Source organism: Vibrio ordalii ATCC 33509 (assembly GCA_000257205.1).
GTDB classification, from domain to species: Bacteria; Pseudomonadota; Gammaproteobacteria; order Enterobacterales; family Vibrionaceae; genus Vibrio; species Vibrio ordalii.
Genome location: AEZC01000201.1, coordinates 1 through 12,995 on the forward strand (window position 1 = coordinate 1; position 12,995 = coordinate 12,995).

The window sequence follows — 12,995 nt, forward strand, 5'->3', positions numbered from 1 at the left end:
AGTGGCTAATTTTACCATGTCTAACATCGTCACTTGTGTTTGTCTGGGCGTTAGTAGAATCTGATCTGGTTTTTGATAAGTCAGTAGCTGTGATAAATGACCATGGTGCAGATAATTATCATCGTCGTTATCGGTGAGCATTTTCTTAATCAACGTTATACCGCTACTAAATACATCCCATTTATCGAGTCCTTCTGTAATATCGGTATTTGCCCATGTCATGGGGATTTGAGCAACTCCATCATGGTTATTAACATGACGATAATGCAGAATATCCTGATACTGGGTAACAAAACTGCGCGTTCCTGTCCGTGGCATTCCATATGTATATAAACGCAATACTGAAGGATGGAGGCTATCTTTAATCAATGCACTGAGCAGCAATGCCCCAGCACCACCTAAACTATGCCCACAAAGATAAAATCGTTTAGTAGCATGGTTTTTTAAAATATCATCAGCTAGTAGTGTGTTTTCCCATAACGCCATCGAATATTGATAGAACCCCTGATGGACATAGGCCCCTCCAAATTCATTAGGCGCTATTTGTGCTGCATCCTAGTCTGTTTTAACAAGGTCATTTATACCTGGCGAATTAAGTACAGCGTCAATGCCGTTAGCCACTTTAGTAATGATGAATTTTGAATTTGGATCAATGACACTATCTTTATCGTAAAAACTCGGCTCAGTACCTCTAACTGAAACAATAGCTATTTCTTCATTGAACAGGATATAGCCTTGGGCATGTTTCTGGCGGTTATCGTAGTATTTAAAATTCAGCGCTCTGCTGTAAGGTATTTCCTCGACAAGCCATCTCACTTTTTGATTACCTGACTGTATCGGCAACTGCCTAGACTTGAACTGATTTATAACTGTTCCGATACTCCCAGTACTGTCAGCCTCTGATTTTAGATCAATACTTTTTTTATCAGTCGCATAAGCTAATTTGGACAACAACGCAAAGGTGTAACTATTCACCAAACTAAATTCATCGGTATCAATAATCACTGGCATATAACTGCGCAGTGCTTTGATTTCGAAAACGTAACTTTGGTTGTGGCTAAGGCTGAATCCTGCTTTTTCCGCAGAGGCATTGGTATCTATCCCTTTATGATGCTCTTGTAAAAACTCATCTTGCGGGGCTTCATCCCAAAAATCACCGATGGTAGTGCTGTGATACCGTTTCGGGCTTTGATCAACAGCATCAAACTCTGCCGATGCACGGATTTTCACTGGCGACTCTTGCCCTTCTTTACGGCTGGCGTACTTTTCGACTTCGCTTAACAAAGAGGCTTGGCTGACAGAAGCGCGCCATTCACCTGCGGCAATATTTGCAAATAACACTCTACCGGCGCTGGTGGTTTGCGTGTGTGTATGGGACGAAATTTTGTTCGTAATGGTGACGGCAAGGCCATCAATCGGTTCATCGTTTTCACTCATGAACTCCAGTTCCAACCAATTTTTCTCGGGATTGCACTGCACGCAATAGTTAAATGAATCCATGATTATCCCTCATGTTGTAATTGGCGACTTAAGGCATGCAAAGCGTATTTAATCTCTTCATTTTGATTGTTTTTGATCAGTTCTATCATGCTAGGCTGAGCCAAGTATTCGTTACCCATAATCGCCGCGATGGCCGCGCTCATCACACGATACGTTAAGGTTTGCTCAGCAGCAGAGAGAAACGGTGTGAGCATGGAAGCGATATCACGCCATTGCGTAAGGTGCTGGTCCATTGCCTTGGGGAAATGCTGCCATAACCAAGATTCAAGGTTAGCTTTTAACAAAGGTAAGTTCTCTTGTTTATCAAGATGATGCGATTTTATCACCCACCAAGAGCCTTGCTGAGCATTGAATGGCGCGTGCGAGGTGTTGTCAAACGTGACTAAGTGGCCTTGATCTCCATCACCTAATGCAGCCAATTGATTGATATTGCCCAAAAACTGGTTCACTTCTGATTGGTCCATTCTCGCTAGCATAGCAATAATGACCGACCTATCGTAAAAGCGAAACATCACTTCCTCGCCCTCTAATCCGGCAATTAATAAACTGCGAAGATGCTGCAAAACTTCATCACCCACGGCATGGCTTGACAGCCCAATACCCTGTTCAAGTAACGCTTCAGGGAGCGACAATACCGATTCAGAAACAGGGATTAACCATGGAGAGAGTGGCATCACCTCAGTAAACATTGCACCATAAAACAGAGGCACGGCCTCTTCAAATCCAAAGCCCCCATTTTGCTGTAAGGCCTGCTTGTGAAGCTTGCGATCAACTAACCAATAGCGATGATTTTGCTGCTGTTGAAACCAAGAGAGGATCATGATGGTTTCCCCTGCGTAGAGCATAATCTTACGGCTGGCATATGGGCTTGCTCTGCGTTTAATAACGCTTGATAAGAAATGGTTCGAAGAGCGGCTGACATAGTTTGGTCCTTTTTCGTGAATCGCATCGCATAATGTAATGCCTCACTAAGCAAAAGCAATGCCAGTGTTAACGCATTATATTTCAATGACTTAACGTTGACTCATTCACTGTCTGAGCAATAAATTGCTCCGCTAGGCAAAAACTTTCTTAATCAGGCGCAATATGAACGAATTTTTGCTCGGTTTAGTGCTCTCTCAACGATAAGAGATGTAACTGCACGAGCGTCGTCAATCCTAAGCCGCCCCACCTTTGAGAGAACATGTAAAGTTCACCACACAGCTTAGATTCCAGCCTCGCCAATTAAATGTTAACATCGTCACATCTAAAACTGCGGTGGTTATCAGTAAACCTTGTTGATGATTCTCATAAACATCAATAAAAACTCTCTTCCTCCACCAGCAGAATTTTTACATTAAAAGGCAGTTTTCAAATGGTTAACAACACAATTCAATGGTTTCCGGGGCACATGCATAAAGCACGTAAGGAGATCGAAGAGGTCATTCCGCAAGTTGATGTGATTATCGAAGTGTTGGACGCTCGTATCCCGTTTAGCAGCGAAAATCCACTTATCTCTCATTTGCGTGGTAATAAACCGTGTGTGAAGGTGCTCAATAAACGTGACCTAGCAGACCCTGAAATGACGCAATTGTGGATCGACCATTTTGAGAAAGAACAAGGGGTGAAAGCAATGGCGGTAACCACGTCTAACCCTCAAGAAGTGCATAAGATCATGGAGCTTTGCCGTAAGTTGGCACCACATCGTGAAGAAGTGGGAAAAAATATTCGCACCATGATCATGGGTATCACGAACGTCGGTAAATCAACCATCATCAATACGTTAGCCGGTCGCGCTGTGGCTCAAACAGGTAACCAACCCGCCGTTACGCGCCGCCAACAACGTATCAATTTGCAAAATGGCATTGTGCTGTCTGATACCCCGGGAATTTTATGGCCTAAAGTGGAAAACCCACACAGTGGTTTTCGCCTAGCCGCCACGGGGGCAGTAAAAGATACGGCAATGGAATATGAGGATGTAGCTTTTTATACTGTTGAGTATTTAGCGCAAGCTTATCCTGAGCGTTTGCAAGAGCGTTATCAAATCGATGAGCTACCTCAATCTGACGTGGAATGGATGGAAGAAATTGGCCGCAAACGTGGTGCTCTGCGCCCCGGTGGCCGTATTGACCTGCACAAAGCGTCGGAGATCCTGCTGCATGAGTTACGCCAAGGTATTCTCGGCCAAATTACTCTTGAACGCCCTGAAATGATCACCAAAGAGTTAGTGGAAGTGGAAGAACGAGCGGCCAGAGAAGCCGAGGAAAAAGCAGCCAAAAAAGTAGAGCGTCGTAAACGTTATTTGCGTAATAAGCGCTAAATTCCTCTCGGATCCTTCTACGCTACACCTCATTTCTACTATTACCATCAGGGCGGTCAATGATCGCCCTTTTCATCAGAACAGACAACTGCTTGCTGCTTGCTGCTTGCTGCTTGCTGCTTGCTATTTCTAGCTGACATTATCATGACAAATCAATACAGGTTTTTATGCGCTACTTCTATAGCATCAAGGAACTTTCTGATGACACTCAAGTCATACCACCATTGTTTCTTTTCTCCTTGATATGGAATCGTTCATGAAAAAGCGTTGGGCCATCGCGGTAATTAGCGCCGCCTTAATCGGCGGGGGTTACTATCTAACCACCAATAGCAATGAATCTCTCTCGGCCTTCCCCACTCTAACCGTTGAACAGGGAAATATTGCCAAACAGGCAATCGCTGTTGGCCAAATCGTGCCGGCTCACTCGGTATCTATAAAATCGCAAATTGAGGGGATTGTCGGTGAAATTTATCATCGGGTCGGTGAACAAGTTACCTTGGGCACGCCTTTGATCAAAGTGCGCCCAAATCCAACACCGCAAGCGTTAACTGACGCGACTACCGAATTAATGCAAAGTGAGGCGAGCTTAGATTCCGCCAAACAGACGCTGGCAAACTTGCAGCAGTTAGTTGAACAAAAGATTGTGCCGGAAAACTACGGTGAGCTAATCCAAGCAAAATCAGAGCTGAAATCAAAACAAGCCGAAGTGCAACAAAAAAGGCAGAACCTTGAGCTGATCCGCAGCGGTGAAGCATCGGTTGGCGATTCGAAACTCACGTCCACACTCGTCGCCCCCATTGATGGCACCATTTTAAACCTAAAAGTGGAAGTAGGAGAGCCGATCATTTCCACTGCCTCAAGCCAAGCGGCGACTGAAATGATGTCGATTGCCGATATGAATGACATGATTTTCAAAGGCAGTGTCAGTGAGCATGATGCGGCGCAACTCGCCGCTGGGATGGCCGTCAACTTAATATTAGCACCGTATCCAGAAGCAGAAATCAGCGGCGTATTAAGCAAAGTTGCGGTTCAATCTGATAAGTTGAATAACCCTAGTGATACTAAAACGACCAGCTTTGATAATGGGTTTGAAATAGAGATTAACCAGATTCGTTTTCCTGACAATATGGTGATTCGCTCGGGCTTTTCTGCTACGGCACAGATCACATTAAAGAGCGTGGAAAACGTCGTCACCATTCCAGAACGCGCATTACGATTTAGCGGTGAAAAACCTGAAGTCTTAATCCCAGATCAGTCAAAACAAGGTTACCAAGTGCGCGCCGTAAGCTTAGGTTTGTCCGATGGCATTAATGTGGAAGTGATTTCGGGTTTATCAGCGGACGATGTGATCATCGACAACAGTTTATTGGGAGGCAAAGATGACCACTAAGCGCCCTTTTCAACCTAATGCGCTAGCAGCCGCGCTAATGACGTTCTGTGGCGCGGTGACTTTTTCAGCTCACGCCATCACTATTGAACAAGCTTGGCAAGCCGCAAAAGCTTTTGACCCTACTTATTCACAAGCGCAGATCCAATCTCAAATCAGTGAAACAGAGGTCCGAAGTACCAAAAGTGCACTTTTACCTTCTTTTGAAGTCAACGCAGATACCTCATGGGATGACGATGGCAATAACACTAAAGGTTATGGTGCCACATTAAATCAAACCATTTGGGATAGTGCTAATTGGGCACAACTCGACCAATCTCAAGCAAGCTATGTAGCATCACAATTAAAAGTGAAGACTGCACATAATGAGCTGGCTGCAACATTACTGTATGCCTATCTCGATCTCGCCAGCGCACAAGGCGATCGACAACTTGCTGAGCAAAAGTTCGTAGAAGGTGCAAAACTGCTGAAGATTACCGAGCAGCGCTACAAAGCAGGAAAAATTCAATCAACGGCATTGGAAGACATGCGCGCCAACCACGTCGATGAGCAAGCGGATATACTGAGTGCGCAAGCCGCTCTAGAAGAGAAAAAGTCAGCCCTTATCGCGCTCATCAATCAAGACCCACAGCACATTGACCAAATTAAAACGACCGACCTCATTGAACCGCCAATGCAGGTCAGCAGCGAAACTGAATGGTTAAAGCTTGCGCAGAATAATAGCCCTGAGTTATTGGCTGCCCAGCAGGAAGTCGCCGCTTCGGAATTTGGCCGAGATGCCGCCAAAGCCAAATATTATCCCACCTTATCTGGCCGTGTTTCTTACCAAGACAATGATCAGGGTCGAGATGGGGATCTCAGTGCAGGTTTAAGCTTAAAAATTCCGTTGGATTTGAATGGTTCCACGCGCGCCACGGTCGATCAGGCTGCGCTGCAAGTCTTAAGTGCCAAGCAAGTACTGCGCAAGGTAGATATCGAGATTAAACGCAAAATTCAAAGTGGCTTTAGCCAAATCCATCTGGATTGGCGACAAGTGGAGATGGCTCAGTTACAAGTCCGCTCAAGAGAGCAAGCTTTAAAAAGTAAACAGACCGTTTATGAGTCAGGAATGACTGAAGCTTCTGATTTGATTGACGCCCATAACGCTCTGTTTAACAGTAAAAACAGTCTACAACGGCGATTGTACCAATATTGGAAGCAGCGGATTGGCCTGCTGCAAACTGCTGGGCAGTTAGACGATGACGTGATCGCTTCGCTCTCTCAGGCTCTGCACTCATGATCTCAAGCCTACAACAAGTCGTGCAAACACTGCTTGCCCATCGGTTACGCAGCGCCCTCGCGGTCATTGCTATCGTTTGGGGTATTGTTTCTGTTTTAGTGCTCGTTGCCTTAGGTGAAGGATTTTATCGCGTCAATACACAATCTTTCGCGCTGTTAATGAGCGATACACAAATGGCTTTCCCCAGCCAAACCACCAAACCTTGGCAAGGGCTTGCAGCAAGACGAGCGATTACCCTTTCAGAGCCGGAAATGCGCGCTTTGGCACAGCACCCAAACATCAGCGCATTATCAGTTATCTACGGAAAATGGGATGCTAAAGTGACGAATGTCAAAGGCCGAACACTTCCCGGTTACGTCAGCGGGATCGACTCCCAATTTTTAGCATTGCGCAACTTGCAACTGACCGCGGGGTCACGCGGCATTCACGCCAGCGATCAGCAAAACCATTCCCGAATTGCGGTGCTTGGTTGGCAACTGGCACAAGTTGGTCAGCTCTCTATTGGTGATACGATCAAAGTCAATACCATTCCCTTCTCGGTTGTCGGTATTACTCAGCAGCAAGAAGGGGGCATTTCTATAAACAATGAAAACAGCCAAGTGATGATCCCAAGCAGCGCTTTTAATGATCTTTGGCAAAGTGAGCCTGAATTTTTGCTTGTGCAGCCCGCAGCAGGGATACCCGCAGCGGTATTGCGCATGAACATCCTCTCTTTCTTCGCCAAACAGAAACATTTTGATCCGAGCGATACTGAGGCCATAAGCCTACCGGATTTCAGCAGCGGCGCTCAGTTTTTCAATGCCTTGTTTCGAGGTATACAACTATTTTTAGGGGCAAGTGGAGCGATGACGCTTGCGGTCGGCGCTTTGGGCGTCGCCAATATCATGTTCCTTTCTGTCACGGAAAGAACGCGGGAAATTGGTGTGCGTTTAGCCATTGGCGCAACACCGAAGATCATTTTACGCCAGTTTATTTTAGAAGGTGGGTTGCTAGTGGTATTAGGTGCAGTGTTGGGAATGCTCCTCTCCTATCTGGTAGTGCTATTACTGAATTACATCGGCTTACCTGATTGGCTCGGCGAACCAGTCATCACTGCGCCGGCTTTAGGCTGGTCACTGCTCGTCACCACGTTGTTTGCGCTGCTGGCCGCTTATTTCCCAGCAAAGCGTGCCGCCAACCTCACCCCCGTCATCGCCTTAAGTGCGAGGGCTTAATCATGATGTTACCTATCAGGCAAATTTATCAAGAGATGGCGGCCGAAAAACTGCGCTTACTGCTCACTATTTTAGCCGTGGCTTGGGGCACACTTTGCATCGCTACCATGCTCGCAACAGGCGAAGGATTACGCCAAGGGCTAACACGCTCATCACAAAGTGGCAATGGCAATTTGCTTTATGTGACAGGGGGTTACGCCAGCCAGACCGCCGGGCGCTTTTTTGAAGGGAAAGCACTCTCTTTGCAAGCGGATGATGTCGATCTTGTTCGTGCGCTGCCCTTTATCCAACGCGCTGAAGTCAGCGCACAATGGGACAAACGCGTGAGAAACCAAGACAATGGCGCATGGCAGCGCCCGCTAGCGGTTAACCCAGAATATCAGTCCTTAACTGGTATTGAGATAGCTAAAGGAGGGCGATGGATCAACCCGCTCGATAATCAACAGCAGCGTAAAGTGGTTGTACTCGGTTATAACGCCGCAGTGCAATTGTTCAATTCTGAGGATGGTTGGAGTTGGCTGGAACCCCAGACGCTGAGCATAAATCCCGTAGGTCAATTGATAAAAATAGGTGATGAAAACTTTACCGTTATCGGCGTGATAGCGCAGACAAGTGCAGAGGTAGAACAAGGAACCCCTATTGACTACGCGGTATTTGTGCCTTTTCGCACTTGGCAACGTTTTAACCCCAACGCAGCGATTGCAGCGATCAATGTGCAGCTCAATGCCACGGTTGATCGCGAAAAAGCCGCGCAAGTGATTAAACAAGTGATCGCCAGAAAGTACGGTGCCAGTGCTTCAGACGCACAGATCTTGCAAGTCGAAGACATGCTATTGAGGCAAAAAAGCATGCGCCGTTTCTTATTCGGTCTACAAGGCTTTTTGGGCATTATTGGGCTCATTACCCTCGGCGTAGCAGGCATTGGTATTGCCAATGTCATGTACGCCACGGTAAAACGATCCACGCGAGACATCGGTGTACGAATGGCCGTCGGAGCTACGCCAACCACCATCAAACTCCATTATTTAGTGCAAGCCTTGCTCACGATGTCGCTTGGCGGTTTAGCTGGCTTAGGATCCACTTACGGGCTGATCACCTTATTAAGATACGCTCCCTTAGAAGGCAACATGCTGTTTGAGCAATTAGAGAAACCCTTACCTGAACTGTCGTTTTCGATTGTCTTTCTTGTGATCGCGGCGCTGGCGATTGTCGGTGTGATTGCCGCGTGGTTTCCCGCCAATCGCGCGGCTAGCATTACGCCATTAGAGGCATTACAAAGTGAATAAACAAAACTTACCGAACCTTGTTCAATTGACCAATATCAGCAAGCACTATCGCAGTGGTGAGGAGTTGGTCAAAGCGTTAGACGACGTTTCGCTATCGATTCAAACAGGCGAATTTCTCTCTATTTTAGGGCCATCTGGCTCGGGTAAATCAACCTTAATGAATATCCTCGGTTGCTTGGATGTTCCTACCTCGGGTGAATATCAGTTGGACGACAAGGCCGCCGCCTCGCTCAGCAGCCATCAATTGGCTCATATTCGTAATCAAAAAATTGGCTTTGTTTTTCAAAGTTTCAACCTGCTCGAATACGCTAATGCGCTCGATAACGTCGCCCTACCCTTGGTCTATCGCGGGGTAAAATTAAAAGAGCGCCGAGCACGTGCCGCAACACTATTAGAAAAAGTGGGGCTTGGCGATCGAATGCAGCATAAACCCAACCAGCTCTCTGGGGGGCAAAAACAGCGGGTGGCGATTGCGCGCGCGTTGGTCAATGATCCGCAAATTATTTTAGCCGACGAACCGACAGGAGCGTTAGATTCAAAATCAGGCGCTGAAATTGAAGCCATGTTCAATGAGCTTCATCAAGAAGGACGAACGCTTATTGTCGTCACTCACGATCTCGCATTAGCGAAGCGAACTCACAGAATAGTGAATATCAAAGATGGGCAGATTTTATCTGATGAACGTGTTGATCACGCAACAAGGCAGCCATAAATAGCTCAACGCATTGTAAGAAGTTATAAAGTGAACGAGAAAGACGAAGCTGTTCCAGTTCGCCTTTCTTAGTTCATTTTTTCTTTGTTCTTTCTTTGTTGGTTTTTCTTTGGATCCTATTGAGAGATACCCGCCAATTTCAGCAATACCGCTTCGAGTTGATCCCATGGCATGAGCTGTGAGTCAATCACTTCTAAGCGTGATTCAAACCCTTCTAAGCTCATCTCATTCACTGAAACGACTCCTTGGTTGATGTTGAAGGCGTAGCATCCTTTATCGGTATTGACGACCGCCTTAACACGCTCAGCGGTCAGGGCACTCAGCATAGAAAAGAGCTCATCAAAATCAAAATGGTATTCAGCGCCGATTAACCAACCACAGCTGAAATAGCCTTGGCCCCGATTTTCTTTGCGCACAAACGCTTTACCCGGCTGTAAGGCAAACTGTGGTTCTAACGAAGCATGATGATGGTGATGCGCTTCAATATGAGTAGAAGCTGCGCCGTGAAGACGTTCAATATCTAATAATTCTAAAGGCAACTCACCTTGCTTGACTAACTTGCTAAAAATCTTCGCGGGTGATTGATCAGTCACCCAGTCATTAAACGCATCCACATCGGCACTAGTGCATTGATCCACTTTGTTGCCAATCACCACATCACCACTGGCCAATTGGTCATTAAAATTTTGGTTGGATGTGTATTTTTCATTACGCAAGTTGCGTGGATCCACTAAAGTGATCGTGGCTTTTAAATCGACATACGGTGCATATTGATCAGAAGTTAAAGTCGCCACCACTTGCTTAGGGTGCCCAAGCCCTGTTGGCTCAATTAATAGACGATCGGGCTTTTGCCTGAGTAAGGCGTTAATTCCAACAGACATAGGAACACCCGCGGTACAGCACATACAGCCGCCCGGGACCTCTTTGATCAGCGCGCCTTGGTCAGACATCATCGCCCCATCAATACCAATTTCTCCAAACTCATTGACCAACACCGCCCACTTTTCATCAGCAGGTTTATTCTTCAATAAATTCAAAATGGCCGTCGTTTTTCCTACACCAAGAAAACCGGTAATAATGTTAGTTGGTACTTTTTTTGTCATGTCAGCACTCCTTTTGCGGCAGTATATACCGAAATAAGAAGCCAGTGCATGGTTTGCCAGTTAGACAGGCAACAATGAGCCGAGGTACATAAACGACAAAAGGCGCACTACGGTGAGCGCGCCTTTCCCCTCGTAACTCAATCGTGAGTTCGCGAATCGGGAGGACTATAGATGCAACCCGATCATAAACGAGGACAGAGAATTGAAATATTGCTGATTCCATCCAAATTGTAGGTAAGGCTTGAATTCCTCCCTGTACGATATCTGAATCTGCCTTACGCTTTAACTATGGTTCATTTGGCTGGCTTAGCAAGGTTCAATCTCTGTTTTTTAGCTCAGATCTCATTTTGAAGCAGAGAATCTATTCATCTTCCAGATATGGAAATCAACATTGCAGCTTTGACGCTATAGTTCACTGCTTTGATGCGTATAATTCTGTAACAAAATATGTTCTTACCTGACCAAGCGAGGCCCTTTTTCGATGACCAAAACAGAGAGATTGAAACAGTCACTGCTTGCAAAAGTTCCAAAAGATACGATTAACCAATTTCTCTCTAAGGACAAAACACCACTCTCAATCCTTTTTCTTTCGCTCATTGTCGGTATTCTTGCTGGGATTGTTGGTACTTACTTTGAGGCCGCTGTGCACCTGGTTTCTGAAACGCGCACCGAGTGGTTAAAAAGTGAGATTGGTAATATCTTACCCTTGTGGTTGGCCGCTTTTCTTATCAGTGCAGCGTTGGCGTTTATCGGTTATTTCCTTGTGCACCGGTTTGCGCCCGAAGCCGCTGGTTCTGGCATTCCTGAAATTGAAGGCGCGATGGATGGTATGCGCCCCGTTCGTTGGTGGCGAGTACTGCCAGTGAAGTTTTTTGGCGGTATGGGCGCATTAGGTTCAGGTATGGTTTTGGGACGCGAAGGGCCCACCGTTCAAATGGGGGGAGCCATTGGCCGAATGGTGTCGGATATTTTCCGCATCAAAAATGACTGTTGCACCACAACTCGATAAACTTGATAATGCGCTCGTTTGCTGGCTGCTAGAAATTCATTATTCATTTTCTAGAGCAAATGATGACATGGAGTTTATCGTTGAACTGGAAAAGGTTAATTCAAGTACAAAGTACGCCGCCCTCTCAAGCGGCACTGGCATTAGGTGTGATCAGTCTCGGCCATGCGTGGGCGCTTTATATTCCCTCGATCGGCCTCGTTATTCGCCCCTATTTGGCACTATTCGGTGCGTTATTATTGCTGCCTGTATTGCTGAAATACCTCACCAGCTTCAAGACATTCATGGAGGACATTCGCCACCCTCTTTCAGGTAGCTTGATGGCTCCGATGAGCATGGCTTTACTGATACTAAGTGATTATCTCGCCTTAATTTCACCGCTTATTGCTTATCCTATTTGGTTTGCCGCACTCTTGCTACACTTCACCATGATGCTGCTTTTCTTCAGTTTTCAGGCCATGAACTTTAAAATCAACCATATTGTTCCAAGCTGGTTTCTTTATCCGGTTGGGTTAATCAGTAGCTCGCTCGCTGGCACGCAATTTGGTCACACTGTCTTTTCAGAAACACTCGTCTCTGTCTGTATCGCTATCTATTTTTTTATGCTGCCGTTGGTGTTATATCGTTTGGTGTTTGCAGGAATGTTACCTAAACGCGCACGCCCAACACTCGCCATTATGGCTGCACCTATTAACCTCACCCTCGCGACGTATTTGGTCAACTTCCCTCATCCTGACCCAATATTAACAGGCGCACTGGCTGGCATTGCCATCACCATGACACTACTTATTTACCTTTGCTATATCCGTCTGCTCAGGCTCAAGTTTCAACCGTCTATTGCTGCGGTGACCTTCCCTTCTGTCATCAGTGCTATCGCCATGCATCGTTTAACCACCTTCTTTGAAGGACAGTACCCGCAATGGCACTGGTTACATCAATTTGGTTTATTTGAATTGATTATTGCTACTTTTTTAGTCGTTTGGGTTTCTATTGGTTATATAAAAATGTATTGGCATGAATTGTTTACTAATAAATGAAAATCTAATATTTAGCTTTAATTAAAAACAAATTAGGGCTGGATAAGCCTAGGCAGTGACGAACAATATAGAAGACACTATACCTTAATTTGCAATAGCAGCCAAAATAATAAAAACTCATTCGTGACAATTTTAAATTAATATTCAATATATCCTTTGTCAGCTGGCATTT

The 12,995-nt window shown here is 45.8% G+C and carries 9 protein-coding genes and 2 pseudogenes; 8 read left to right on the forward strand and 3 right to left on the reverse strand.

Annotation, left to right across the window (positions count from 1 at the left end; genetic code table 11):
• Both VOR_RS17955 and VOR_RS0113390 read right to left on the reverse strand, forming a co-directional pair.
• Window positions 1-1,500: pseudogene (locus tag VOR_RS17955) on the reverse strand (lipase family protein); the annotation flags it as partial.
• A 2-nt stretch (window positions 1,501-1,502) separates the two neighbouring features.
• Entirely contained in the window at window positions 1,503-2,345 is an 843-nt protein-coding gene (locus VOR_RS0113390; RefSeq protein ID WP_029627196.1) for a DUF4123 domain-containing protein, read from the reverse strand.
• A 509-nt stretch (window positions 2,346-2,854) separates the two neighbouring features.
• Here VOR_RS0113390 and ylqF point away from each other — a divergent pair.
• The 6 genes from ylqF to VOR_RS0113420 all read left to right on the forward strand — a co-directional run bounded on the left by ylqF (window position 2,855) and on the right by VOR_RS0113420 (window position 9,677).
• The gene (ylqF, locus tag VOR_RS0113395; protein ID WP_010320205.1) at window positions 2,855-3,799 is read left to right on the forward strand and encodes a ribosome biogenesis GTPase YlqF; all 945 of its coding nucleotides are present in this window, start codon (window positions 2,855-2,857) and stop codon (window positions 3,797-3,799) included.
• 256 nt (window positions 3,800-4,055) lie between these two features.
• Window positions 4,056-5,189 carry an efflux RND transporter periplasmic adaptor subunit gene (locus VOR_RS0113400; RefSeq protein ID WP_010320206.1) on the forward strand — a complete coding sequence of 378 codons (1,134 nt, stop codon included), beginning with the start codon at window positions 4,056-4,058 and terminating at the stop codon, window positions 5,187-5,189.
• Window positions 5,179-6,465 (forward strand): TolC family protein, encoded by a 1,287-nt coding sequence (locus VOR_RS0113405; protein WP_010320207.1) that lies wholly within the window; start codon window positions 5,179-5,181, stop codon window positions 6,463-6,465. The genes VOR_RS0113400 and VOR_RS0113405 overlap by 11 nt, the downstream gene beginning before the upstream one ends.
• Entirely contained in the window at window positions 6,462-7,679 is a 1,218-nt protein-coding gene (locus tag VOR_RS0113410) for an ABC transporter permease (RefSeq protein WP_010320208.1), read from the forward strand. Before VOR_RS0113405 ends, VOR_RS0113410 begins: the two co-directional genes overlap by 4 nt.
• 2 nt (window positions 7,680-7,681) lie before the next feature.
• On the forward strand, window positions 7,682-8,965 hold the full coding sequence (locus tag VOR_RS0113415; RefSeq protein ID WP_010320209.1) for an ABC transporter permease: 1,284 nt from the start codon (window positions 7,682-7,684) through the stop codon (window positions 8,963-8,965).
• Window positions 8,958-9,677, forward strand: a complete 720-nt coding sequence (locus tag VOR_RS0113420) for an ABC transporter ATP-binding protein (protein ID WP_010320210.1) — start codon at window positions 8,958-8,960, stop codon at window positions 9,675-9,677. Before VOR_RS0113415 ends, VOR_RS0113420 begins: the two co-directional genes overlap by 8 nt.
• A gap of 116 nt (window positions 9,678-9,793) precedes the next feature.
• On the opposite strand, the gene VOR_RS0113425 is transcribed toward VOR_RS0113420, so the two are convergent.
• Window positions 9,794-10,780, reverse strand: a complete 987-nt coding sequence (locus tag VOR_RS0113425; RefSeq protein WP_010320211.1) for a CobW family GTP-binding protein — start codon at window positions 10,778-10,780, stop codon at window positions 9,794-9,796.
• A gap of 481 nt (window positions 10,781-11,261) precedes the next feature.
• On the opposite strand from VOR_RS0113425, the pseudogene VOR_RS17290 reads away from it, so the two are divergent.
• Together VOR_RS17290 and VOR_RS0113435 are read left to right on the forward strand one after the other, a co-directional pair.
• Window positions 11,262-11,768, forward strand: a pseudogene (locus VOR_RS17290) (chloride channel protein); the annotation flags it as partial.
• Window positions 11,769-11,869: 101 nt separating this feature from the next.
• Entirely contained in the window at window positions 11,870-12,823 is a 954-nt protein-coding gene (locus VOR_RS0113435) for a TDT family transporter (protein WP_010320213.1), read from the forward strand.
• Window positions 12,824-12,995: the final 172 nt, after the last annotated feature.

Coding starts and splice junctions, on each gene's coding strand:
- VOR_RS0113415 (WP_010320209.1), top strand. CDS start 7,682: ATGATGTTACCTATCAGGCAAATTTATCAAGAGATGGCGGCCGAAAAA.
- VOR_RS0113405 (WP_010320207.1), top strand. CDS start 5,179: ATGACCACTAAGCGCCCTTTTCAACCTAATGCGCTAGCAGCCGCGCTA.
- ylqF (WP_010320205.1), top strand. CDS start 2,855: ATGGTTAACAACACAATTCAATGGTTTCCGGGGCACATGCATAAAGCA.
- VOR_RS0113410 (WP_010320208.1), top strand. CDS start 6,462: ATGATCTCAAGCCTACAACAAGTCGTGCAAACACTGCTTGCCCATCGG.
- VOR_RS0113425 (WP_010320211.1), bottom strand. CDS start 10,780: ATGACAAAAAAAGTACCAACTAACATTATTACCGGTTTTCTTGGTGTA.
- VOR_RS0113400 (WP_010320206.1), top strand. CDS start 4,056: ATGAAAAAGCGTTGGGCCATCGCGGTAATTAGCGCCGCCTTAATCGGC.
- VOR_RS0113390 (WP_029627196.1), bottom strand. CDS start 2,345: ATGCTCTACGCAGGGGAAACCATCATGATCCTCTCTTGGTTTCAACAG.